The following is a 24,950-nucleotide window of genomic DNA, read 5'->3' as shown; positions in this document are numbered from 1 at the left end:
GAAAGAGCGGTTGCGGATTTGGATACAGCCCTTCATTATTGGGGCCGTACACTTCCCAGTTGGGGCAATCGAACACCTGGATACCGCCGTTTCCGTTCGCAAACCATCTTCGACCTTGACTGTCGATAAAGATGTCGTTGTTAAAATCGGTAGGCAGACCTGTATTGTATTGGGTGTATTTAGTGTATTGGGTACCGTCAAACCGTCCTACAACACCATAGCCTGAAACCCAATAATTGTTCTCACTGTCTATAAAACTGTCGAACATAGAAAAGCTGGTATATTCTTCCTGCCAATCAACGCCATCAAAATACACCATAGTCGTATTGCTGCCGGCTAGAAGCACTCTGTCGCCCCGAATGTCCATGGTATAGGCCGTAAAATTGGTCGTGGGCCAGTCGTCATTATTTATTTGGGACCAACCACTACCATCATAAATGTCTATGGCATTACCAACCAGTGCCCAAATCCTGTTCTGTTCATCGATCTCTATCTCCCGAATGTCGTTGGAAGAAAGATCGCTATTACCGGTAGTGAATTGGTTCCACGCAGTGCCATCGTATTGTATTAGTCCTGAATCTGAAGCGATCCATACGGTATTAGTAGCGTCTATAGCGATGTCTCTAAGTTCACCGGCGGGGAGATCGGAGTTGGCTGTGGTGAAATACTCCCAGGTAGCATTATTTAGATATCCTACACCGGCTGTAGAAGGATCTCCCGAAGTTACCACCCATACATCGTCACTTGCATCTATTGCAATCCCTTCTATTTGATGGGCCAGAAGGGGGGAGTTGGAGGTGTCGAATAGATCCCAGTTCAAGCCATCCTCGGAAGTTGCCAAGCCTAATTCGGTTCCTACCCAGATGATACCGGTGCTATCGAATTCGATATCGAGAATGAGTCCGTTAGGTAGATAATTCTCATTGTACGTTCCCCAGTTAGTATATATGGTATCATTTTTTCTAATTCGCACCAGACTGCCTTCGTTGTTGGTTGAGGAGTACCCTCCGGTCCAAACATTGTCGAACGCATCCCCCACGATCGTAGTATGGGCAAGGTCACCTACACCCGTGTTATCTCTACGGATGTATGTCCAGTTTGGGTCTTGGGCTTGTAAAACGCCTGTAAATATTAAGCATAGACTTAGAAGTATAGTTTTTTTCATGTCGGTATGGTTTCTTATAGAACAAATAAGGAAAGAAAGACCCTACCTCCAGGTATATTTTTTTAATGTTCTTGGAACAGGACCCTTCTCTTTAAAGATACAAAAAACCTACGTATGCGTCAAGAGGGCTAGGAGCTCAATAATGGAGCTCTTTTCGGGAAAGGGATTGCGTGATCTGTTTAAGCTCTTTTGGGCATCCAAAAAGCGAGTCACAAAAGCCCGGTACGCCTACGGCGTATTCCCCCAAAAACTAGAACAATAATTTCTTCTTCCGAAGCTCGAAATTCTGACCCAAATACACCTTTCGCACCATCTCATCGGCAGCGAGCTCTTCGGGCACACCGTGTTTCAAGATACTACCTTCAAACATTAGATAAGTGCGGTCTGTGATGGCCAGTGTTTCCTGTACGTTGTGGTCTGTAATAAGAATGCCAATGTTCTTGTTCTTCAATTGGGCAACAATACGTTGAATATCCTCTACGGCAACAGGATCGACCCCTGCGAAGGGTTCATCCAACAGAATGAAATGCGGATCTGTGGCGAGCGCGCGGGCGATCTCGGTACGTCGTCGCTCCCCACCACTCAACAGATCCCCGCGATTGGTGCGAATGTGTCCCAGACCGAACTCCTCGATAAGCGTTTCCATCTTAGCTCGCTGTTCTTTCTTGGAAAGCTTTGTAAGTTGCAGCACGCTAAGTATATTGTCTTCTACGCTTAATTTTCGAAACACCGAAGCTTCCTGCGCCAGATAGCCAATACCATTTTGTGCTCTTTTGTACATTGGATATTTGGTAATTTCCTTACCCTCCAAGAATATTTGTCCGCCGTTGGGCTTTATAAGTCCCACGATCATATAGAAGGACGTGGTCTTTCCGGCACCGTTAGGGCCCAATAGCCCTACGATCTCTCCTTGATTTACTTCTACAGAGATCCCTTTCACGACTTTACGGCCTTTGTACGATTTAATGAGATTTTCTGCTCTTAGTTTCATGAAGGATATGCTTTGCTAACAGGAACGTTAAAAGTACTATATAATTTCAGTATTGAAAAATTAGGAGCCTTTTTGCTCCAGTGCTTCCCAAAATTCGAAGGCACGGCGTAAGTGCGGGATTACGATGGTACCGCCTATTAATAAGGAGATGCTCATAGCTTCTACAGCTTCTTCTTTGCTAATGCCTAGTTTGTGGCATTCTTCCAGATGGTAGCGCACACAGTCGTCACAGCGCAGTACCAACGAATTACCAAGTCCCAAGAGTTCTTTGGTTTTCTTCGGAAGGGTTCCCTCCATATAGGCGTTGGTATCGAGATTAAAGATGCGTTTAATGATCTTGTTGTTGTCTTCCAGCAGCTTTTCGTTCATACGGGAACGATAGGCATTAAATTCGTCTACGATGTTATTTGACATGTTGTTTCTTTGCTTTTTTGTTCTGTCTTCTTATAACCCCTTTGGAGATGAAGATGCTCACCTCATACAAAATTAGTACCGGAATGGCCACGATGATCTGACTGGCAATGTCCGGAGGAGTAATGATCGCTGAAATGATCAATACGATCACTAAGGCGAATTTGCGGTATTTTCGTAATATTTCGGGCGTGACCACACCAATCTTCGTCAAAAAATAGATAATGATAGGTAGCTCAAATATCAATCCGCTTGCCAATACCGAGGCACGTACCAAGGAGATATAACTACTTAGGTCGAAATCGTTGAATACCTGCTCGCTTACCTGATAGCTACCAAGGAAGTTGATCGATAGCGGGGTCACCACATAATAGCCGAACAACACTCCGGTAAAAAAGAGCAAGGATGCAATAATAATAAAACCGCGGCTGGTACTGCGTTCATTGTCTCGTAATCCCGGACTTACAAACCGCCAAAATTCCCAGATCACATAGGGAAAGGCAACCACGAAGCCTGCGGTAATGGAGGTCCAGATATGTGCAGAAAACTGTCCGGCCATTGTTCGGCTTTGAATTCGAAAAGGAAGTTCCGTAAAACAAAAGCTGTCTTCCAACCCCAGAGACTGCGCAGCCCGGCACAATATCTTGTAGGTAGGGAAATCGGCTTTCTTAGGACCGAACAGCAAGACATCAAAAATAAAATCCTTTGCCAAAAAAGCGATTCCACCCAGGACGGTTACCGCAATGGTAGAACGAATGAGGTGCCAACGGAGTTCTTCCAAATGGTCTAAGAACGACATTTCCTTGGCTGCGCCTTTTATTTTTTTTCGAAGTCCCATTAAATAATGCCTTCTTTGGTAAGGTTATGAATATGTACTACGCCGCTGTACTTACCGTTGGTTTCGGCAAGAAGTTGCGTGATCCCGTGGGTGTCCATCAATTCCATGGCTTCTACCGCCATGGCGTCGTTGGAAATGATCTTAGGATTACGGGACATGATGTCTTTGGCGGTTAAGCCGCTAAAGTTGTCGACGCGTGTAAGCATACGCCGTAAGTCTCCGTCTGTGATGATCCCAACGATAATGTCGTTTTCCACTACGGCGGTGACACCGAGCATTTTTTCGGAGATCTCCACGATCACTTTTTTAACGTCGGTATCGGGGTGTACTTTGGGTTGTTCGTTGAGGGACGTAAGGTCGCTCACCCGAAGGTATAACTTTTTGCCCAAGGAGCCACCGGGATGGAACTTTGCAAAATCTTTGCTGGAGAAGCCCCGCAGGTCCAATAGACACATAGCTAGAGCATCTCCTATGACTAACTGAGCCGTGGTGCTGGTAGTAGGGGCCAAATTATTGGGGCACGCTTCCTTTTCGACATACGCGTTCAATACAAAATCGGCTTGCTGTCCCAGAAATGATTCCTTATGTGACGTAATCCCTATAAGTTTATTGCCAATCGCCTTAATTAACGGTACCAATACCTTGATCTCCGGTGTATTGCCACTTTTCGAGATACATATCACCGTATCGCTCTCTTGAATGGTTCCCAGGTCACCATGGATCGCATCGGCCGCATGCATAAAGATCGCAGGTGTTCCCGTAGAGTTAAGGGTAGCTACGATCTTGGTAGCGATGTTGGCGCTTTTCCCAATTCCGGTGACGATTACCCTTCCTTTGGACTGATATATATATTGTACTGCCTGAGCGAATTCCTCGTCGACAAGTTCGGACAAGTGAAGGATCGCTTTACTTTCAGTTTCAATGGTTTCTTTTGCTACGGAAATAATTCGGGTTTCTTCCTTCAAAATTTTACACTTTTATTAGTTTGCAACTGTTCCAGAAATTAGTATATTTAGATAGCGAACCGAAAATTACTACAAATTGTAGGGTTCGCAACATATTTTAGATACAGTTTTATTACATAGGTTGCAAAATTACAATTGTTCCACTGTATTCACAATTATAATAAGAAAACCTTATACATATTAAATAAAAGAACGTAGCAGCGTGAGTGAGATTGATATATACGCAGCCCTCAAGAAATTTTTTGGATTTACTAAGTTTAAAGGACTTCAAGAGGAAGTGATTAAAAGCGTACTGAACGATGAGAATACATTTGTCATCATGCCTACCGGTGGGGGTAAATCCTTATGTTATCAACTCCCTGCGCTTATCAAGGACGGGACAGCCATAGTTGTCTCGCCATTGATCGCTCTTATGAAGAATCAGGTGGATGCGCTTCGGGCGTTATCTTCGGAAGAAGGGATCGCACACGTGCTCAACTCATCCCTCAACAAATCGGAAGTAAAAAAAGTAAAGAGCGATATCACCAACGGCGTGACCAAGCTGTTATATGTTGCTCCCGAGTCACTGACCAAAGAGGAGAATGTCGCTTTTCTCAATTCGGTCAAGATCTCTTTTGTAGCCATCGATGAAGCCCACTGTATTAGTGAATGGGGGCATGACTTTCGACCCGAATATAGAAACCTTCGAAGTATTATTAAACGCATAGGGGACAACATTCCTATTATTGGTCTCACGGCCACAGCCACCCCTAAGGTTCAGGAAGATATTTTAAAGAATTTAGGCATACAGGAGGCGAACACCTTCAAAGCTTCGTTTAATCGCCCCAACCTCTATTACGAGATACGTCCTAAAACAAAGAACATCGACTCAGACATCACACGCTTTGTAAAGAAATACGAAGGGAAAAGCGGTATCATCTATTGTTTAAGTCGTAAACGCGTGGAGGAGCTCGCACAGATCCTTCAGGTGAACGGTATTAAAGCCGTGCCTTATCATGCGGGTCTTGATGCTAAGACGCGCGTGAAGCATCAAGACATGTTCCTTATGGAGGATGTGGATGTGGTCGTGGCTACCATCGCTTTCGGTATGGGGATCGATAAACCTGATGTACGTTTCGTTATTCATAACGATATGCCAAAAAGTATTGAGAGCTATTACCAAGAGACCGGTAGAGCAGGTCGGGATGGCGGGGAAGGCTATTGTTTGGCATTTTACGGCTATAAGGATATAGAGAAGCTTGAAAAGTTCATGAGCGGTAAGCCCGTGGCCGAACAGGAAATTGGTCACGCACTACTTCAGGAAGTGGTCGCTTTTGCTGAAAGCTCCATATCGCGACGCAAGTTCATACTGCATTATTTTGGCGAGGAGTTCGATAATGAGACCGGTGAAGGCGGTGATATGGATGACAACATGCGTCACCCCAAGAAGAAACATGAAGCGATGGATGAGGCCAAGACCTTGCTTGGTATCGTCCAAAAGACCAACGAACAATACAAAAGCAAAGAAATAGTACATGTGTTGGTAGGGAAGGTCAATGCCCTTATAAAATCTCATCGTACCGATGCACAGGACTACTTTGGTATAGGAGCGTATAAAGAACCTTCCTTCTGGATGGCATTACTGCGTCAATTATTGGTAGCAGGGTATCTTCGGAAAGAGATCGAGACCTACGGTATCCTTCACCTCACCAAACGCGGCAAAGAGTTCTTGCGCTCACCTCATTCTTTTACGATGACTGAAGATCATTCGTTCAATGAAGCCAATGATGAAACCATTATCGTTTCTAAGAAAGGAGGAGGCACCGCAGACGAGCAACTGTTTAAGCTTCTAAAGGCAGAGCGCAAGAAGGTGGCAGATAAGCTGGATCTTCCCCCCTTTGTGATCTTTCAGGACCCCTCTTTGGAAGATATGGCCTTAAAATATCCGGTCACTATTGAAGAACTGTCGAACGTACATGGTGTAGGTGAAGGAAAAGCAAAAAAGTACGGTGCTTCCTTCGTTAAACTTATCAATACCTATGTTGAAGAAAACGATGTGATCCGGCCCGATGATTTTATAGTTAAATCCACAGGAACGAACAGTGCGTTAAAATTATACATTATACAGAATGTGGACCGTAAACTGCCATTGGATGATATTGCATCAGCGAAGGGGTTGGAAATGGCCGATTTCATTAAAGAGATGGAAGCCATTGTGTACAGCGGAACAAAATTGAACATCGATTATTGGATTGACGATATCTTGGACGAGGATCAACAGGAAGAGATCCATGACTATTTTTTAGAGGCCGAAACCGATAAGATCGAAGATGCCATGGACGAGTTCGATGGGGAATACGACGTGGAAGAGCTTCGGTTGTATCGTATTAAGTTTATAAGTGAAGTGGCCAACTAAAGCTGTTCGTTTCTTCTGAAAAGAGGTCATTTTTCATTCGTAACTAAACTACATTGCCTACCTTTGCAGCTTCATAAAAAAGTACAATCATGCAAGACGGAATTTACGCAAAATTCACAACCGAAAAAGGAACTATTCTAATTAAACTTACCCATGACAAAACGCCCGGCACTGTAGGGAACTTTGTGGCTCTCGCCGAAGGTAATCTGGAAAATAAAGCGCGACCACAAGGCAAGCCTTATTACGATGGACTTACATTTCACCGGGTCATCCCGGACTTTATGATACAGGGAGGTGATCCCAACGGAACCGGATCCGGAGGTCCCGGTTACAATTTTGATGATGAATTTCACCCTGAACTAAAACACGATACACCCGGCGTACTTTCTATGGCGAACGCAGGAAAAGGTACCAACGGGAGCCAATTTTTTATCACACACGTGCCCACGCCGTGGCTCGACAACAATCATACGGTTTTTGGTCATGTGATTGAAGGGCAGGATGTAGTGGACAGCATTGAGCAAGGCGATACGATGCAAAAAATAGAGATCCTTCGCGAAGGGGATGCCGCTAAAAAGTGGAATGCCGTGGAGCATTTCAGGCAATTTACCGGGGCGAAGGCCGAACGTGAAGCTGCAGCCAAAAAAGCCCAAGATGACTTGTTATCTTCCCTTTCTGAAGGGTTTGAAAAGACAGACAGCGGTTTGCGCTATCAGATCATTCAAAAAGGAACGGGTGCCAAAGCGGAAAAAGGTAAGACCGTGGCAGTACACTATAAAGGGATGTTTGCCGATGGAGGTGAGTTCGATAACTCCTACAAACGCGGCAATCCTATTGAATTCCCGGTTGGAATGGGCAATGTTATTGCCGGTTGGGATGAAGGGATCCAACTGCTTCAGGTAGGGGATAAGGCTCGTTTTGTGATCCCATCGCATTTGGCTTACGGTAAACAAGGCGCCGGAGGCGTCATACCCCCTAATGCGACCCTTGTGTTCGATGTAGAACTCATGAATGTGAAAGGGTCTTAAAAGCCTTCCGAAGCATTTACGAAAAGCAAAAAATAACACTGCATAACGCTCCAAGAGATTGGGGCGTTTTGTATTTTTATACGATGGAATTGGAAAAACTAAGGTATCCCATTGGGAAGTTCGATTGTCCGTCGAATATTACACACGAGAAATTGGAAGCTTGGATCTCTATTTTAGAGTACTTTCCTGTACGCTTGTCGCATTTGGTTCGATCGCTTTCCGAAGAACAACTCAACACTCCGTATCGGCCTGACGGCTGGACCGTACAACAGGTAATTCATCATGTGTACGACAGTCATCACAACAGCTACAGTCGCTTTCGGTGGGCGCTTACCGAACCAACACCCTTGATAAAAGCGTACGACGAAAAGCGTTGGGCAGAGCAGTTCGATTATAAAATGGCGCCTATTTCACTGTCCCTTGATGCACTGGGAGCTTTACACGCTAAACTGGTGTTTTTGCTAAAAGGTCTTTCGTATGTTGAATTTCAAAAGGAATTTGTACATCCCGATGGGAACAGGCACATTTCTCTCGCTGAAGCTACCGGCATATACGCCTGGCATTCCAATCATCATTATGCACACATCGAAAATCTGTTATTGCGGAAGGGCTGGAAATAGGAGGGTATTACGATTTCCACTTGATATTACAACCTATACTGGGTTTTTGATCCTTCCGCTGCGGATTGTTGTTCAAGACATTGTCCAATGCTTCCCTAAGATCTCTGCCATTCACGGGAATTCCATTGCCGGGTCGCGAATTGTCTAATTGGCCGCGATAGATCAACTTTAAATCACTATCAAATAGAAAGAAATCGGGGGTGCAGGCAGCGTCATACGCCTTCGCAACTTCTTGGGTGTCATCGTACAGATAGGGGAAGGGATAATTGTATTTTCGGGCAGTTTGCCACATTTCGGCGGGGCCGTCCTGTGGATGTGTTTCCACGTCATTACTGCTTATGGCAACAAATCCGAAGCCTGTGACACGGTAATCGTTTGCAATACGAACGATCTCTTCATTTACGTGTTTAACAAAGGGACAATGGTTGCAAATAAACATGACCACAGTGCCTTTCTCTCCACGAACATCTGCCAATCGAACGGGTTTTGCTGTGACCGTATTCAATAGGGTAAAGTCCGGAGCTTGGGTGCCTAGCGGTAGCATATTCGATTCAGTTCTGGCCATGAGCTCTATTTTTCAGATTAGTTGTAAAATACTCCTTAAAGTTACAACTATTAAAGTATTTATAAATTTTTGGGCATCTGTCTTTGTAACCGTAACTTTATACAAACTCACAACCTATGAAAAACTCATACCCATCCCTTTCCGTAGCGATTACCGAGCTTCAAAAAGAAGGGTTCACAGAAGACTTCAATCTGGTGGAGGAAGGAATAGAATCCAAATCCTTAAAGAACAAATGGAAGGCCGGTGAATGCGACGTGGTGCGCTACTACCGATTTGAAGGCATGTCCAATCCGGATGATAATTCTATTTTATATCTTATTGAAACGACCGACGGCAGAAAAGGATTGTTAGTTGACAATTACAGTGCCGATGGTGGCTCGACCTCGCCTGAAATGCTCAAAAAACTTAGGATCAACTATGACTAACACCTTGTCCTGGACCGATTTTGAAAAGGTCGAGATGCGTGTGGGGACCGTTACAGATGTTCAGGATTTTCCTGAAGCCCGCAATCCATCGTATCAACTGCGTATTGATTTTGGCGAAACCATAGGTGAAAAAAAAACGTCGGCACAAATCACAGCGTTGTATTCCAAATCTGAACTTCTGGGCAAACAAGTGATCGCTGTCGTCAACTTTCCAAAGAAACAAATCGCCGGGTTTATGAGCGAATGCCTCCTCCTGGGAGCAGTTAACGGGAAAGAGGTCACACTATTATCTACAGATCGCCCTGTTGCCAATGGCCTAAAGATCTCTTAATCTTCTTTTTTTGTCTTTACTGAAAAACTAGGCGCTTGATAGTTTTCCGGAAGGTATTTTGATGGGATGGTAGTCATGTTCCCATCACGTGCCGCACGATAATGGGGCGACAAGATCTCGATGCTGTTCTCATTACACACGTCCTGAATGTTTTGATGCAGGTTCGAATAGATGCTCGCCTGTTTGTTCGGTTCTCTGATGTATGCATTGATCTGGTACGACACATAGAAATCGTCCAAGCTGGTCTGTAATACAAAAGGAGGTGGGTCTTGAAGTACATATTCGGTACGTGATGCTGCTTCAATAAGCGCCTCATGCATGTCTTTCCAAGGCACGTCGTAACCAATAGTTACGGTAGAATGAATAATGAGACCTTTTTCCGGTGCGTCACTGCTGTAATTGATGGTGTGACTGTTCATCACCGTAGAATTAGGAATAGAGATGATCTCATTTTTAATAGTACGAACCCTTGTGACCAAGGTTGATTTTTCAATAACATCGCCAAATACATCACCAATCTTAACACGATCGCCAATCTTAAAAAGACGCATGTATGTTAAGACCAGACCTGCAATAATGTTGGAGAGCGATCCTGCCGATCCGAAGGTAAACAAGAATCCCAAGAAAACCGAAACCCCTTTAAATATTGGAGAATCACTACCCGGAAGGTAAGGAAAGATCACTACGATCATAAAGGCGATCACTATAATGCGTACCAACTGGTAGGTTGGTGTGGCCCAGTCTGAATAGAATCCCGGAATCTTTAAATTTTCTTTTTCAATTTCCGACTTTAAAAAGTGTATAGCTTTTAGAACGTATCGAAATACGATCACAATTACGATGATAGTGATTAGATTTGGCAGATAGTTCCAAAACGACAGTAAGATCTTCTTAACGGGATTGAACACGTACCCAAAAAGGGTATCGGCAAAATTTTGCGTCCACGGAAAGATCCCAAAAAGTATGGGAAGCGCGATGTAAATGGCCAATAAAATGGTGAACCACTTCAATACCTTATTCACCGCTAACAAAGCATTTACCTGTCGCTGGGCATCGAAGAAGGTATAATTTTTAAAAGTGATACCCTTGATGCGTTTGTTTTCCTGTTCCTTGATCTTGGATGCAGACCATCTAAAGAGTTGAGACACATATTTTATCAACAGGCCAATCACTAACAGCACGAGTAGTGCCAATCCTATTTTCTTAGCGATACTTAAGATGTTGATTTCCGATCGATAGGCTTCAACGGCAGTTCCAATGACCGACTTATACGATTCGGCCAATGCTTGGGGGGTAGTATCGTTCCAGAGTGCATCATTTTCAGAAACACTGGTAATAATAGTTTCGTTGTAAACGATATCCACGGTATTCTCTGAAAGAATGACCTTCAGGGAATCGGGAGCAAAAGATATGTTCTCTGGCAGTTTTTGGATCCTTCTGCTTACGGCTTCGGCACGTTCTTTTGCCGAAAAGCTCCCTAGTTTATTATGGATCTCAAAAAGTGTGTCGTCGAAGAAACCTATAACCGGATAGCCTGTCGCCGACTTTTTAAGCGCGGCGATCTTTTCTTTCTTTTCTGAAATACGGCGTGTTTCCTTTTCCTGTAAGGCTTTAAGTTCTGCCTCTAATGCCGTTCGCTGTGAACCATCGGTCTCACGCAAGGATTCGATTTGCTGCTGAAGCAATTCCTTCTGAACAGAATCGATGATGCGTTGTTTTTCCAAGGCCTCTAATTCTTTAGAGAAAGAAGCCGTTGCCGAGGTTTTGACTGAATCCAAGACATTGACCAACGAATCGTTTTGGGCCACTCCATGTGTGGAAATCCCCAATAAAAACAGACAGGTTAGGATATAATGAATACCTTTCATAAATAGTTATAAAAAACGTGACGAAAGTACTTAATAATGTATATGATACATCAATTTTAACATAATTATTCGAAATGCAAATGAATTTTATACATGCCTTTATTAAATACTAAGGAAGTGTTATAATTGGCTATACGTAGCGTTAAAGCAAAGGGTTGCGAAGATAATTTGGGTTATCTTGAAAAGAAAAATAGTATGGAAACTAACAAGAAAGAGAACCTAAAGTATAATCCTAAGATCACCGAGCACGATAAATCGATTCTAAAACAAGAGAATATCCATGGTGACGGAGGTGACGATCAACAACTTAAAGAACGTAAACGTGATGTAGACTTCGCCCGTAGCGATCTGGATATTCCGGGGCGCGAGCAAGCGAAAAAAGGTAACGGTCCGCTGGGTCTTACCGACGAAGAGAACAAACACCACAGTCAGGGTGGCGACTCTAAAAACAATTTGGAACGTGACGATTCGGCCTTATAGAATTACACTTCGCTATCCAGCACGTCGGTCACGACATAATAACGAGGATCGTCGATAGCTTCTTCGATAACCGATTCGAAATCGGGGTTCCATTTTAGTAATAAGGTTTTACAATCGGGGCTTAGATGTGTCAACTTCACCTCTTTCCCGGACTCAAGATATTTGTTCGCTACATTTCGCAACGCTTCAACACCACTGTGGTCGCTAACTTTGGATTCTATAAAGTCGATCTCGATCTTATCGGGGTCTGTGCTAAAATCGAATTTTGAATTGAAATTCTGCACACTTCCGAAGAATAAAGGCCCCCAGATCTCATATACTTTTGTTCCGTCCTCTTTTATTCGTTTGCGGGCACGAATCATTGTGGCGTTCTTCCAGGCAAAGACCAAAGCGCTCATAATTACTCCTGCAATAACCGCAACAGCAAGGTCTTGCCAAACGGTTATCGCAGATACTGCAATCAATACAATGGCATCTGCCAACGGTATCTTATGTAAAATGCGAAAGCTGCTCCATGCAAACGTACCAATCACGACCATAAACATGACACCCACCAATGCTGCAATAGGTATCTGCTCGATCAAAGGTGCCCCAAACAATACGAAACACAGTAAAGCAACCGCAGCAACCGCACCTGAGAGGCGTCCACGTCCTCCGGAGTTGATGTTGATAATTGACTGGCCGATCATTGCGCAACCTCCCATACCTCCAAACAAGCCATTGAGGATGTTCGCACCACCTTGTGCGACACATTCCCGATTTCCGCTACCGCGAGTCTCGGTCATCTCATCTATCAGATTCAAGGTCATGAGCGATTCGATCAAGCCAACCGCTGCCAAGATCACTGCGGTAGAGAGAATAAGTTCCCAGTGGCCATGCAGGGTATATAAAAGTGTAAATATTTGATCTTGGAAGGTTGGCAATCCGCCTTGCAGGCCGTCTCCGCCTCCGTCTTTAATGAATGATCCTACGGTACTTACATCCATTCCGCCAAAGATCACGATCGCAGCAACGATTACGATTGCGGTTAGTGCGGCAGGAATTTTCTTTGTTAACTTCGGAAGGGCGAACATGATAGTCATGGTAAGTCCTACCAATCCCAGCATGATCCAAAGATCGGATCCTTGCATAAATTCCTTCGAACCATTTACATTAACCTTGAAAAGGCCAAGCTGTGAAAGGAAAATGACAATGGCCAACCCGTTTACAAATCCCATCATTACCGGGTGTGGGATCAATCTCACAAATTTACCTAAACGAAAGACTCCGGCCAATATCTGTATGCCTCCAACGAAAAGCAAAGTGATGAACAACCATTGCAGACCAAGATTTTCGACTGGAACGGCGAGTGCATCACCTACTTCATTTCCTTTTTGAATAAGATGTACCATCACTACGGCCATGGCTCCGGTCGCACCGGAGATCATACCCGGACGTCCTCCAAAGAGAGCCGTTACGATCCCCATCATAAATGCCCCATACAAGCCCACCAAAGGATCTATACCCGCTACAAAAGCAAAGGCCACGGCTTCAGGAACGAGTGCTAAGGCCACGGTCAAGCCCGAAAGGATGTCATTTTTAGGATTTTGCGTAAAATTCTTTAGGGTTCTTTGCCACATAGTTCGCTGTTAAAAAAGCGGCAAAGATACGGTTTTGTAAACGAGGGTAAAAACTGAATATAGGCTTAATTTCGTAAATACCAGTCGGCATCCTTATAAGCGGACGTCCTAGCTGCTTTTTCACGATTCTTCATGAGAATATGGAATCGATCGATCACCCGGCTTCTATACCCCAAAAGATGAAAGAAATCTTTAGTGAAAAAACGTGCGATTCGAATATCAACTATAAGTGTGTCCTTTTTCTTCGATTGCCAACGAACCCCCGGCAATAGCGTAAGCAGTGCATCTATATGAAATTTTCGACACCATCGGGATAGATGCATAAAAATCTTTGGGATAGATCGAACCACAAAAAAACCGTCACCCCCTTGTTTTTGGTATAATGGCATAAATATTTTGCCCTTATATTGGGCGATGATAGGTCTTCCATTCTTATGGGCCAATAATTGTCCCTTTTCAATCGATTGAAAATTTTCAAATCCGGGTGCCATGATAAAGGCATCTGTAGCCTGAAGTGAGTGATGATGGAATATCTCAAAGAAACCCCTTTTATCGCTACACTGATTTGAGAGAATTGCAGCAGATTTTTCTACTTGTGACAACGTATGTGGAATACACCCTGAAAAGGCCAAACTTAGATAGCTGAAGGCTTTATGGTTGATTACCGCCTGCAGGTCATCGTGCTGCCCTCCCTCAAAACCAAAAGCGACATACCCGAGTTCGTTTACGTAGCTTAGCAGCGGTCCCACTAAAAATTCTTCGATGCCTAAAATAATGGGAACGGGATACTGGGAGGTAAACTTTCGATTCAGTAGATTATCATTTACGGTGATGAAAGGGATGGTCGTGCCGGAAGTGGTATGAAGATCAAAGAAATAGAACGGTCCTTTCTCATTTTCCAATATTTCTGAAAAAGTAGCGTAGAGTTCGCATTGTTCTTTTCTGTCCTCATTTTCGGAAGTATCAAAACTTCCGGAGATCAATTTTTTGATCGTTGGAAACGTCCATAAACGGTTGAGATCTTCTTTTTGGTACCTTTTGCCATGCCTCAAAGCCCACAAGTTACCTGCAATTGCATATATACTACCTTTCAGCGGAACGTTCGCTTGTTTAAGCTCTGCCATCAGTTGTTGCAGGGCGATGACCCCGGCGGGTTCGTTTCCGTGCAAACCACCTACAAACACAATTGTGGGGCCGGGTTCTGCCCCCTTAAGATGTCCAATAATGCGCTGTGTTACTACTTTATTTTGAACCGTATTAGGAATTTCGGTCATTGTCAAAAGGTATTACATCTTTAATGGTTATAATTCCAATCATTTCATTATCCTTTACTACCGGTAAACAACCAAACTCATGTTTTTTCATAAGGGCAATCGCATGAGAAATCGGAGTGTCTGAATTTACTGTGGTAACGTCTCTCACCATAATATCAGCTACAGTCAGTGTACTGCTGTTATTCTCACTTTTTTGATGTTTCTTCATATGAGTCCAAGTAAGAAGGCCGCTCAGCATACCACCTTTGCCTTCTACAGGAACATGGTGTACGTTTTTCCATTCCATTACCGAGGTAGCGAGACTGGCAAGATCGTTTTCCTTTACAGTAAACAATTGGGTGGACATGATATGGCCCACCAGATGTGCCGAAGACAGTGCTCCTGCACGATATTTGACCTGTGGCCACTCATTAACTACCTTTTCCGTCTGCTGGGCTTCGTACATTGCCTTTGTAAGTATGCGTAGCGCATCGTCTTTTTTCATCGTCTTTCGCAGTTTTCTGAAATTTTGAACCATCCACTGGGAACCGGTTATTCCATGTGCACGTACTTCTATTACTTTCAGAAACCGTTCTATATCTGCAGGGTCAATTCCTGCTTTTTTAAGCCCCGAATGAGCGATTGGCAAGAGCTCTTTCAAGATCAGGTCTTTAACCGAATACGCCTTGCCCATCCAATGAAGGACGGAGTGTTTTCCGGTACGTGCAGCTTTGATAAAATTCGATTTTGCATCTCTAAAATCCATAACGGCCGGCATGTGGTCGAAAGTGGATGGACGACCTATCATTAATCCTACCCAGAAAACAAAGGTTGCCATCTCATCCAAGGTGGAAGGTCCCGATGCGATATATCTGTTCTCGATACGAACATGTGCCTTTCCTCCGCCCACGCCGTAGCAGGGACGATTCCACTTATAGATGGTGCCGTTGTGGAGATTGAGAGCGGGAAGTTTAGGAATTCCGCCTTCTTCCAAGATGTCCATAGAATCTCTCGCTATATCTTTAGATAAGATTACTTTGTGGATAGCGATGTCATTTTTATAGATGTCAGCTATCGATCCGCTTTCCCACTGTGTCCCAAAGGAAACCCGTGCTTGTTGATCCTTTAGTGCATACGAAGAGAACCGAGTATCTATACTTTGCTGAAACAAAGCAATTCGGGTCTCATCCCACAATTCTCTGCCTAAGAGAAGCGGAGAATTTGTACTTATTCCCAAAATAGGACCGGAAATTGCCTGTGCCCAATTGTAACTGGATATGAAATCCTGTGGGGCAATTTGTAAATGCATTTGGAAGCTGGTATTACAAGCTTCAAATAACACCGAATCATGATGGATACTAAGATCGTCCACGCCCTTTATGTATAATTGGAAGTCACTGCCACGTAATTCCTTCATCATATCATTGAGCGCCCAATACCTGGGTTGGGGTGTCATGTAATAAAATTCTAGTTCTTTCTTGCTAATGGTGGGAAGAATACCGGTAAGTAATAAATAAGTGTCGTGTTGTTTCGCGGTGTTACCGGCTTTCAGCAATAATTCGTTAAGCTGGGATTCCATCAGCGAAAAACAATTCGATGTTAAAGGAACTGGATCTAGATTGATCTCTAGATTGTACCGCGCCAGTTCGGTAGTGAAATGTGGATCGTCAATGGCTTTTAAGATAGCTTCTGAACGATCTGAAGGACGCCAGTGCGGCGTAAGAAGACAAAACTCCTGCTCGGCACCTATTCGAACGATATCATCTTCGATAAGACCTTGGACCAACATCTGTTCTAACGCTTTTATATCATTTAACAGATGTGCTATAAACTTGGCCCTATCCTTATACTGAAGGGTACTAAGTACTTTATGTTCTCCCATATCTTACGATTAAACAGCCGTACGATTAGAATGATCGTACGACTAAATGAACGGTAAGATAAAGCGGTTAATTCTCTTAAAATATGACGAATCGCATATTTTGGGCGATTCTATCCAAATAGTGATTTTTAAATACGATACATAAAATTGGCTACGGTTAAAGTGTAAGAAGATTTGATATGTTACATCTCGTCACCGAAGAATATGGCATTCATCAATAATTTATTGGTACCGTACCAAAACGCCCTAAAATTGTGGTTGTCTGTAAAGTAAATCACTTGTCCTCGTCCCAAACCGCCAATCTTTACGGCAGCCGTATTTTGTAGTTCCTCAAGATTTGGTTTGGATATGTACCCGCTTAGCAGCGGGGCAGAGGTATACTCAATCGGGTTATTATAGCTGTCTTTATCCGATTTCAAAAAGAGGGTACTGTTTCGAAACACGGGCAGTGTTGAATTCTTATAACCGAAGGCAACCGGGTGAGATCGATCCAAACGGGTTTCAAAGATAGCACCGCCAATAACCTGGGCTCCACGAAAATCACTCCTTTGCTCAAAACTAATATTTGTAGCGGTGTCCTTGCGGGTTTTAAATTCCATTTTTAACAATTCGTTGCTGTTAAACCAGCTGCCGGCATTCTTATAACCAATTAAAGTTCCGCCGGTTTCAACCCACGTTTTTAGTTTTTCTGCATCCCTTTTGTCCAAAGCATTTCCCCAGCTACTGGGTAAAATTATATCGGTGTAACGGCTAAGGTCTGTCCTGCTGAAATCGCGTGTATCGATCTTGGTCAAGGCCATATCGAAGCGTTGGTCCATAAGATGCCAGATCTCCCCGGCATCATAGGGCGTGATACCGTCACCAATGACCATGGCTACCTTAGGCGCCTCTAGCGCACGAAACTGATTGCTTCCCAGATCGATCCCTTGGGTAAGTCCTGTCGTGACAGGTGTAAACGTTACATGGGTCTCTTTTGAAATCGTTCTAATAAGGTCGGCAAGTGCGTCACCGGACATTTTTTGATTCTGAACAGGAATCAGGATGGTACCGTAATCGTATTCCATCCCGTTCAGTGTAAAGGGCTGCATCCCTACTTTTGCGCGTATTTCCTTTTGTAGTAGTGTGTTCAGCGCTTTTGGAGCATAGTAATCATGCCATTCCATAAGGTAGGCGTACTGAGAAGTATTTGGTATGGGCGGCTCCTTTTGTGTAAGGCTCGTTACTTGGGCAGCCGCTCGTTCCATAGAGGCTTCGGTGTAGTCTAGGTTGAAAGCGAGCGGAAAGGTCCACGCACTAATATCATAGAACAAACTATCTGTAAATGACGTTCGTTTTTCGAACATAGCATTGATTAGGCGGTGTTGTTTCTGATTCTTCGGAATCACATAGCTATACCCTTTTTTGTACGTTTTGCCATTTGCGGTGAAATCGGAATTCAATTCGTGAAACCTGATCTTATGGCGCTGAAGTATTTCGGCTAAATGAAAAACCTTAGACGCATCTTTCTCATCCCCAAATACAATGGCGCCCCCTTTTGAAGCTTCATTACGTGCATTGCCGAAAAATTCCCGTTGGTAGTCGAGTAAGGATTCCCGCATGGCAACCGCCGCTTCCAGCGTAGATAAGGCTGCGGTAAACTGATTGCGAATGGTGAATGGAAATGTAAGAATACCGTTGTCACTCTCTTGCGCATGTCCGCGTGACGATGCCTGTTCGAACAAAATTCCGATGCTTCCGTTAATATCGGGGAAGGTAGAACCTTTTCCGTAGTAAAAATCGTCGAAACTTTCTTCCGTATAGTAAAAGCTACCAATCTTATCCAACGCTTTGGCATGGAACTTTGCGATCTCTCCCGTAAGTTGTTGGTTCTTTTTGGGAGTCAGCGGATGGGTTCGGGACGGTATTCCCGGCTGAAAGAAAAAGCTGGCATTCGTGCCCATTTCGTGATGATCGGTAAGTATGTTCGGGTACCAGTCATGGAAGGTTTCTATGCGTGCCCGACTCTCGGGTAATTGCACCGGCAGCCAGTCGCGGTTCATATCGAACCAATAGTGATTCGTGCGTCCACCCGGCCAGGCTTCACTGTATTCTCTGTCGTTAGGATCGGGATTGATGTTCTTTGCTTTATGCACGTTCACCCAGCTGGCAAAGCGTTGTAAGCCATCCGGGTTAAATGAAGGATCGAAGAGAATAATTGTGTTTTGTAATAAGTCATCCATCTTAGGTCCTTGGGCCGCCGCCAAGTAGTAGGCAACAGCGAGTGCGGCGTTTGAACCACTGGGTTCGTTCCCGTGAATGGAAAAACCTTGATACACAACTACAGGCATGTTTGCGGTGTTTAAAGTGCCCGCATTGGCTTCGGTGAGTGCCACATGCTCTTGCCGCAAGTTTTGCAGATTCGCATGATTGGAAGGCGCAGTAATGGTGAGCAACAGTAATGGGCGACCTTCAAAAGTTGTTCCCCTGTCTTCTATAGTAATACGATCACTTGCATTGGCAAGGGCGTACATATATTGAACTAGTTTATCGTGCGTGATATGCCATTCCCCAACCTCATGACCAATGATACTTTTTGGGGTAGGGATATTGGGGTTGTATGTAACATCGGAAGGTAGATAATAGGTAAGGTCAACGGTGTTGTCTTGTGCGATTCCTGAAATAAATAAGAGTAATAGGAGAAGGGAGAGTTTTTTCATAATATTATTTTGCAAAAAGGTTAAAGATAAAAAAACCGCTTCGAAAGATCGAAGCGGTTCATTCAATTTTATAAAAAAACTACTTATATATCGTCAAATTCCACGTCGGTAAAATTAGAAGTGGCCGGTTCATCGGTGTCGGCGTCTTGTTCCGGCGTATTAGCCTGATCTTCCTTCTTAAAATCTTTTTGGTGGCGTTCACTAATAACCTCTTCCCCCTTTTCGTCAAGAATGTATTGTATCATCTCATCGACATGATCTTTAAATTCAATAAAATCTTCTTTATAAAGGTAGATCTTATGTTTCTTGTAGTGGAAGGAACCATCGTCATTGGTAAACTTCTTACTTTCGGTAATAGTCAAATAATAATCTCCGGCTTTGGTAGATCTAACGTCAAAGAAATAGGTACGTCTTCCGGCGCGCATCACTTTTGAGAATATTTCTTCTTTCTCCATCATGTACTGATCACTCATAATTGTCAATTTGTTAAGGTTCTGCCAAAAATCCAAAAAAAATACAAATATCGCAAAGGTAATTTTACATTTCTTTTTCTGAAAGCTGTTTCGCGTAGAGCTCTTTGTAGTATCCTTCGCTGTTGATCAGTTCGTTATGAGTGCCCTGTTGCACGATCTGCCCCTCTTCCAACACGATGATCTTATCTGAATTTTTTGCAGAGGACACCCTATGACTTACGATAACAGTGGTTTTGTTGTGTGAGATCTTATGAAGGTTTTGTAGGATCTCTTCCTCAGTTTCGGTATCGACCGCAGAGAGGCAGTCGTCGAACAGGAGGATGGTCGGGTCTTTGATGATCGCACGCGCAATAGAAACTCGTTGTTTTTGTCCGCCACTTAGCGTGATACCCCGCTCTCCCAAGACAGTATCGTATCCTTTACTGAAGCCCACTATATTTTTATGCACGGCCGCATTCTTAGCGGCTTCCATCACCTCTTTATCGGTAGCATCTGCCTTTCCAAACTTTATGTTCTCCTTGATCGATTCACTAAAGAGAAACGCATCTTGGGGCACATACCCTATGCTTCCGCGTAAATCGTCTAAATTCAATTTCTTAATCGGTGTTCCGTCAATAAGAATCTGTCCGCTTTCAACATCGTACAGTCTGCCTATCAATTCCAGAATTGTCGATTTGCCGGAACCTGTATGTCCAATAATAGCTAAGGTCTCTCCGGGACGCACTGTAAAGGAAACATTCTTCAATGCCGTTATATTCGTATCGGGATAGGTATAACTTAGATCCTTGAATTCGATAGCTCCTGTAACCGGTGTTCTATGTTGCACCTCGTTCGTAATAGCAGGTTCTTCCTTAAGAAATTCGTTGATACGTTTTTGGGAGGCTTCAGCTTGCTGCACCATAGAAGTTACCCAGCCTACCACGGCAACCGGCCAAGTAAGCATATTTACGTAGATCAAGAATTCTACTACGGTTCCCAGGTCCTGGATCTCTCCGTTGATAAACTGCTTGCCTCCTATATAAATCACAAGTAGATTGCTAATACCAATGAGAAGGATCATGAGCGGAAAGAACAAGGCCTGTACTTTCACCAGATCGATGTTCTTTTCTTTGCTTGCTTCTGAAAGGCTTACGAACTCGGTATTGATTCGCGGTTCTATACCATAGGCCTTAATGACCGAGATACCGCTGAAGCTTTCTTGCGTGTAGGACGTTAGTTTTGACAAATATTGTTGTACGATCGTACTGCGTTTGTGTATTGCAACACTTAGTCTGTAGACGGCAATGGACAGCACGGGTAGCGGTGCGATGGCATATAAGGTAAGCAGTGGTGCTTTGTAGAACATATAAGCTATTACCACAATAAAGAGTGTAATGGTCGTGACGCTGTACATGATGGCAGGACCTACGTACATACGTACTTTTGATACATCCTCACTTATTCGGTTCATGAGATCTCCCGTTCGGTTTTGTTTGTAAAAACTTAAGGAAAGACGTTCGTATTGCTGAAAGATCTCATTCTTGAGATCGTATTCGATGTATCGTGAAACAACAATAAAGGTTTGTCGCATCAGGAAAGTGAAGAGTGCCGCCAATAGGGTGGTGCCCAAGATCAACAGGATATTGGTAAGTAATGCCGATTCGATGGCAGCTTGATCCGTAAGCTCACCACTTACCGATTTTTCAATCACCGTGATAGAGTCTCCTACGAACTTAGGCGCCAACAATGCAAAGATGCGTGCAATGATAGTTATAAATAGACCTAATAACAGTCGCCCGCGGTACTTAATAAAGTAACGGTTAAGGTATTGGAGTTCTTTCATTTAAGGAAAATTCTGTAAGCTATCAAATTCTTATTTTAACAACAATTATTTTGTGAGATTGTTACCAAACCACTACTTTTGCGCGTCCATTTTAAGGATGTTATAAATTTAAAATTAATATGGTGACGGAAGTAGTAAAATCGAATGAACTTCAAAAAATAGACCCGGTTTTTGGGCAAATGTCCTTTGATAATCACGAACAAGTTGTTTTTTGTAACGACAAAGATACAGGATTAAAAGCAATAATTGGAATTCACAATACCGTTTTGGGGCCTGCTTTAGGCGGTACCCGTATGTGGAATTATAAAAGCGAATGGGACGCATTGAACGATGTATTACGCCTCTCTCGCGGGATGACCTTCAAATCGGCTATCACAGGATTGAATCTTGGTGGCGGAAAAGCGGTTATCATTGGGGATGCTAAAACTCAAAAGACTCCCGAATTGATGCTGCGCTTTGGTGAATTCGTTCATTCCTTGAATGGAAAATATATCACGGCAGAGGATGTTGGGATGGAAACATCAGACATGGATTTGGTGCGAACCGTGACACCATATGTTACAGGTATTTCTGAATCTAAAGGAGGTGCGGGAAATCCGTCACCCATTACTGCTTACGGGGTGTTTATGGGTATGAAAGCTGCGGCTAAGTATACCTTTGGAAGCGATGTGTTGGAAGACCGTGTGGTCTTTGTGGAAGGTATTGGAAATGTTGGTGAAGCTTTGGTCGAGCACTTGTCCAATGAAGGGGCTAAGGTTTATATTGCCGATATCAATCAGGATCGACTCGAAGAAGTACGTGATAAGTACAGTGTAGAGATCTACGGAGGACACAATCTATATGCGGAACAAATGGATATCTACGCGCCATGTGCTTTGGGTGCAACGGTGAACGATAGCACCATTCCACAACTAAAGGCTAAAATCATCGCCGGTGCCGCTAATAATCAGTTAGCGGAAGAACAGAAACACGGACTTTTACTTCGTGAAAAGGGTATCGTGTATGCTCCCGATTTCCTTATCAATGCCGGAGGTATCATTAATGTATACGCCGAACTGGAAAATTACGGCCGTCAAGAGATCATTCGTAAGACTGAGAACATCTATAATACCACATTAGAGATTCTTACCAATGCCGAAACCAATGATGTGACCACACATCAAGCAGCGTTGAACATTGCACAGTCGCGAATTGACGCTAAAAAAAATAACAAGTAATCATTTTATAAAATAGTATCTTTGCAACGCACAAGAGTTTCTTGTGCGTTGTTATTTACAAGTTCTTTCTATATGCTAACGAGAAGACATATTAGGGTAAAAGTATTACAGTCGGTGTATGCCTTCAACCAAACGGCTTATCAGGATATTGAGAAACAAGAGAAGTTCTTGCTGTACAGCTTGGACCAAATGGAAGATCTTTACCTTATTATGCTTCAGATCTTGGTCGAGATGCGTGATCAAGCCCAAGAATATCTGGTAAAATCGCAGAACAAGCATTTGCCTACGGCGAAAGAGAAGAATCCCAGCAAGAATTTCGTGAACAATAAATTGCTTCAGCTTATTGCAGAGCAATCTTCCCTTTCCGAAGCGATCAAGAAGAAGAAACTCAACTATTGGAAAGAAGATGATGAATACGCCCGTATTCTGTTAAAAACACTACGGCAGCAGGAGTGGTATGATACCTATCTTGCCAAGAGTGAACCTTCCTTTGCGGAAGACAAGGATTTTATTATAAAGGTGTACAAGGAGATCGTGGCTCCCAATGAAAAGCTTTATGACTATTTGGAAGACAAACGACTTACTTGGTTGGATGATTTTCCTATTGTGAATACCGCACTGGTGAAAGTATTGTCCAAAGTATCGGGCAAGAATGTAAAGACGGTGTTGCTGCCGGAACTGTATAAGAATGACGAGGATCGTGATTTTGCGGTTACCTTATTCCGTAAGACCATTCTTAACGAAGAGAAATTGAGTAAGGAGATCGATGGCAAAACCCCTAACTGGGATACCGAGCGGATCGCAGAGTTGGATATGATCATACTAAAGATGGGAATTACAGAGTTCCTTAATTTCCCATCTATCCCTGTACGCGCCACCATTAACGAATATCTTGAAATTGCAAAAGAATACTCAACACCCAAGAGCAGTTTGTTTATCAATGGGATACTGGACAAGATCGTAAAGGAATTTACCGAAGCAAGGAAATTAAATAAAATTGGCAGGGGCCTTACATAAAAACAAAAAAATAAGTACTTTAGCCACGCTTAAAACTTAAAAATTTTTATTCTATGAAAAAATCAATCTTATTAGTAGCAGTACTCGCTGCAGTTGCTTTTACTTCTTGTAAAGAGAACGCAGCCGATAAAGTGAACGAAGAAAATGTAGCTGCTGCTGCAGATCGTGATGCAAAAGCAGGTGAAGTACCTGTAATGACATTTGAAGAGACCGAATACGATTTTGGAACTATCGAACAAAATACAGCCGTAGAGCATGTATTTAGATTCACGAACACCGGGAATGCTCCATTGGTGATCGTTGATGCAAAAAGTAGCTGCGGATGTACTGTTCCTGAATATACCAAAGCACCTGTTGCCCCCGGGGAAAAGGGAGAATTATTGGTAAAATTCAACGGAAGTGGGAAGAATCAAGTAAGTAAGACTGTAACCATTACGGCCAATACTGCTGCCGGAAAAGAAACCCTAAAGATCAAGGCGTTCGTAAATGCTCCTGAAGGACAGGCAGGTAATGCTTCTTCCATGATCCAAACGAATACCGCACAATAAAACACACACTATGAGTGCAGAAATGCAACAATTTCTCGGACCACTATTACTATTTGCAGTCTTTATCATTTTCTTTATTGTACTTCCGCAGCGAAAGAAGCTTCGGCAGGAAAAGAATTTTGACAAAGGACTTAAAAAAGGAGATAAAGTGGTCACTAAAAGTGGATTGCACGGCAAACTGTTGGAGCTTCACGAAGATGGCACGTGTATTATTGAAACAGGGGCCGGTAAAGTAAAATTTGAACGCTCCGCGCTTTCTATGGAATTGACCAATAAGGAAAATGCGCCTGCGAAAAAATAGTAATATTCTTTATTAATATAAAACCCTTCAGATCTTCTGA

At 43.4% G+C, this 24,950-nt stretch carries 23 protein-coding genes; 10 read left to right on the top strand and 13 right to left on the bottom strand.

Annotation, left to right across the window (positions count from 1 at the left end; genetic code table 11):
* From AACZ11_RS07130 to AACZ11_RS07110, 5 genes are all read right to left on the bottom strand, one after another.
* Positions 1-1,165: two-component regulator propeller domain-containing protein (locus tag AACZ11_RS07130; protein ID WP_339831965.1), on the bottom strand; the 1,165-nt coding region annotated here is incomplete at its 3' end.
* A gap of 250 nt (positions 1,166-1,415) precedes the next feature.
* Positions 1,416-2,156 carry an LPS export ABC transporter ATP-binding protein gene (gene lptB, locus AACZ11_RS07125; protein ID WP_339831962.1) on the bottom strand — a complete coding sequence of 247 codons (741 nt, stop codon included), beginning with the start codon at positions 2,154-2,156 and terminating at the stop codon, positions 1,416-1,418.
* A gap of 60 nt (positions 2,157-2,216) precedes the next feature.
* Positions 2,217-2,570, bottom strand: a complete 354-nt coding sequence (locus tag AACZ11_RS07120; protein WP_339831959.1) for a carboxymuconolactone decarboxylase family protein — start codon at positions 2,568-2,570, stop codon at positions 2,217-2,219.
* Entirely contained in the window at positions 2,560-3,405 is an 846-nt protein-coding gene (gene tatC, locus AACZ11_RS07115; RefSeq protein ID WP_339831956.1) for a twin-arginine translocase subunit TatC, read from the bottom strand. Before tatC ends, AACZ11_RS07120 begins: the two co-directional genes overlap by 11 nt.
* The gene (locus AACZ11_RS07110) at positions 3,405-4,370 is read right to left on the bottom strand and encodes a KpsF/GutQ family sugar-phosphate isomerase (protein WP_290624986.1); all 966 of its coding nucleotides are present in this window, start codon (positions 4,368-4,370) and stop codon (positions 3,405-3,407) included. The genes tatC and AACZ11_RS07110 overlap by 1 nt, the downstream gene beginning before the upstream one ends.
* Before the next feature lie 202 nt (positions 4,371-4,572).
* On the opposite strand from AACZ11_RS07110, the gene AACZ11_RS07105 reads away from it, so the two are divergent.
* The 3 genes from AACZ11_RS07105 (at position 4,573) to AACZ11_RS07095 (ending at position 8,413) form a co-directional block, all read left to right on the top strand.
* The gene (locus AACZ11_RS07105) at positions 4,573-6,765 is read left to right on the top strand and encodes an ATP-dependent DNA helicase RecQ (RefSeq protein ID WP_290624985.1); all 2,193 of its coding nucleotides are present in this window, start codon (positions 4,573-4,575) and stop codon (positions 6,763-6,765) included.
* 89 nt (positions 6,766-6,854) lie between these two features.
* Positions 6,855-7,793, top strand: a complete 939-nt coding sequence (locus tag AACZ11_RS07100; protein ID WP_290624984.1) for a peptidylprolyl isomerase — start codon at positions 6,855-6,857, stop codon at positions 7,791-7,793.
* Positions 7,794-7,876: 83 nt separating this feature from the next.
* Complete coding sequence (locus AACZ11_RS07095; RefSeq protein WP_290624983.1) at positions 7,877-8,413, top strand: YfiT family bacillithiol transferase; 537 nt, start codon at positions 7,877-7,879, stop codon at positions 8,411-8,413.
* Positions 8,414-8,420: 7 nt separating this feature from the next.
* Here the strand turns inward: AACZ11_RS07095 and AACZ11_RS07090 are convergent, their stop codons facing one another.
* The gene (locus AACZ11_RS07090; RefSeq protein ID WP_290624982.1) at positions 8,421-8,978 is read right to left on the bottom strand and encodes a thioredoxin family protein; all 558 of its coding nucleotides are present in this window, start codon (positions 8,976-8,978) and stop codon (positions 8,421-8,423) included.
* Between the two features lie 116 nt (positions 8,979-9,094).
* Between AACZ11_RS07090 and AACZ11_RS07085 the strand changes: the two genes are divergently transcribed.
* Both AACZ11_RS07085 and AACZ11_RS07080 read left to right on the top strand, forming a co-directional pair.
* A complete protein-coding gene (locus AACZ11_RS07085) occupies positions 9,095-9,403 on the top strand; it encodes a phosphoribosylpyrophosphate synthetase (RefSeq protein ID WP_290624981.1) in 309 nt (102 codons plus the stop codon).
* Positions 9,396-9,734: a tRNA-binding protein gene (locus AACZ11_RS07080; RefSeq protein ID WP_290624980.1), complete on the top strand. Its 339-nt coding sequence runs from the start codon at positions 9,396-9,398 to the stop codon at positions 9,732-9,734. The genes AACZ11_RS07085 and AACZ11_RS07080 overlap by 8 nt, the downstream gene beginning before the upstream one ends.
* On the opposite strand, the gene AACZ11_RS07075 is transcribed toward AACZ11_RS07080, so the two are convergent.
* Positions 9,731-11,602, bottom strand: a complete 1,872-nt coding sequence (locus tag AACZ11_RS07075) for a mechanosensitive ion channel domain-containing protein (protein WP_290624979.1) — start codon at positions 11,600-11,602, stop codon at positions 9,731-9,733. The two genes, AACZ11_RS07080 and AACZ11_RS07075, sit on opposite strands and share 4 nt — an antisense overlap.
* A 195-nt stretch (positions 11,603-11,797) precedes the next feature.
* Between AACZ11_RS07075 and AACZ11_RS07070 the strand changes: the two genes are divergently transcribed.
* Positions 11,798-12,082, top strand: coding sequence for a hypothetical protein (locus tag AACZ11_RS07070; RefSeq protein ID WP_290624978.1), 285 nt, complete (start codon positions 11,798-11,800; stop codon positions 12,080-12,082).
* A gap of 2 nt (positions 12,083-12,084) precedes the next feature.
* On the opposite strand, the gene AACZ11_RS07065 is transcribed toward AACZ11_RS07070, so the two are convergent.
* From AACZ11_RS07065 to AACZ11_RS07040, 6 genes are all read right to left on the bottom strand, one after another.
* A complete protein-coding gene (locus AACZ11_RS07065) occupies positions 12,085-13,701 on the bottom strand; it encodes a SulP family inorganic anion transporter (RefSeq protein WP_290624977.1) in 1,617 nt (538 codons plus the stop codon).
* Positions 13,702-13,766: 65 nt separating this feature from the next.
* The gene (locus AACZ11_RS07060; protein WP_290624976.1) at positions 13,767-14,975 is read right to left on the bottom strand and encodes a succinylglutamate desuccinylase/aspartoacylase family protein; all 1,209 of its coding nucleotides are present in this window, start codon (positions 14,973-14,975) and stop codon (positions 13,767-13,769) included.
* A complete protein-coding gene (locus AACZ11_RS07055; protein ID WP_290624975.1) occupies positions 14,959-16,836 on the bottom strand; it encodes a CBS domain-containing protein in 1,878 nt (625 codons plus the stop codon). The genes AACZ11_RS07060 and AACZ11_RS07055 overlap by 17 nt, the downstream gene beginning before the upstream one ends.
* Before the next feature lie 182 nt (positions 16,837-17,018).
* Entirely contained in the window at positions 17,019-19,532 is a 2,514-nt protein-coding gene (locus AACZ11_RS07050; protein WP_290624974.1) for a M14 family zinc carboxypeptidase, read from the bottom strand.
* Between the two features lie 83 nt (positions 19,533-19,615).
* A complete protein-coding gene (locus AACZ11_RS07045) occupies positions 19,616-20,005 on the bottom strand; it encodes a PUR family DNA/RNA-binding protein (protein ID WP_290624973.1) in 390 nt (129 codons plus the stop codon).
* Between the two features lie 64 nt (positions 20,006-20,069).
* Positions 20,070-21,827: an ABC transporter ATP-binding protein gene (locus tag AACZ11_RS07040; protein WP_290624972.1), complete on the bottom strand. Its 1,758-nt coding sequence runs from the start codon at positions 21,825-21,827 to the stop codon at positions 20,070-20,072.
* Between the two features lie 119 nt (positions 21,828-21,946).
* Here AACZ11_RS07040 and AACZ11_RS07035 point away from each other — a divergent pair, with 119 nt between their 5' ends.
* The 4 genes from AACZ11_RS07035 to yajC all read left to right on the top strand — a co-directional run bounded on the left by AACZ11_RS07035 (position 21,947) and on the right by yajC (position 24,910).
* Positions 21,947-23,044: a Glu/Leu/Phe/Val dehydrogenase gene (locus AACZ11_RS07035; RefSeq protein ID WP_290624971.1), complete on the top strand. Its 1,098-nt coding sequence runs from the start codon at positions 21,947-21,949 to the stop codon at positions 23,042-23,044.
* A gap of 72 nt (positions 23,045-23,116) precedes the next feature.
* Positions 23,117-24,061, top strand: coding sequence for a transcription antitermination factor NusB (gene nusB, locus AACZ11_RS07030; RefSeq protein ID WP_290624970.1), 945 nt, complete (start codon positions 23,117-23,119; stop codon positions 24,059-24,061).
* Between the two features lie 53 nt (positions 24,062-24,114).
* Complete coding sequence (locus AACZ11_RS07025; RefSeq protein ID WP_290624969.1) at positions 24,115-24,609, top strand: DUF1573 domain-containing protein; 495 nt, start codon at positions 24,115-24,117, stop codon at positions 24,607-24,609.
* A 10-nt stretch (positions 24,610-24,619) separates the two neighbouring features.
* A complete protein-coding gene (yajC, locus tag AACZ11_RS07020) occupies positions 24,620-24,910 on the top strand; it encodes a preprotein translocase subunit YajC (protein ID WP_034261659.1) in 291 nt (96 codons plus the stop codon).
* Positions 24,911-24,950 lie beyond the last annotated feature (40 nt).

Origin of the sequence: uncultured Altibacter sp., assembly GCF_963972995.1 — a bacterium.
Classification (GTDB): domain Bacteria; phylum Bacteroidota; class Bacteroidia; order Flavobacteriales; family Flavobacteriaceae; genus Altibacter.
The sequence above is the reverse complement of the archived record's forward strand: the minus strand, read 5'-3'. Positions and strand labels throughout refer to the sequence as shown.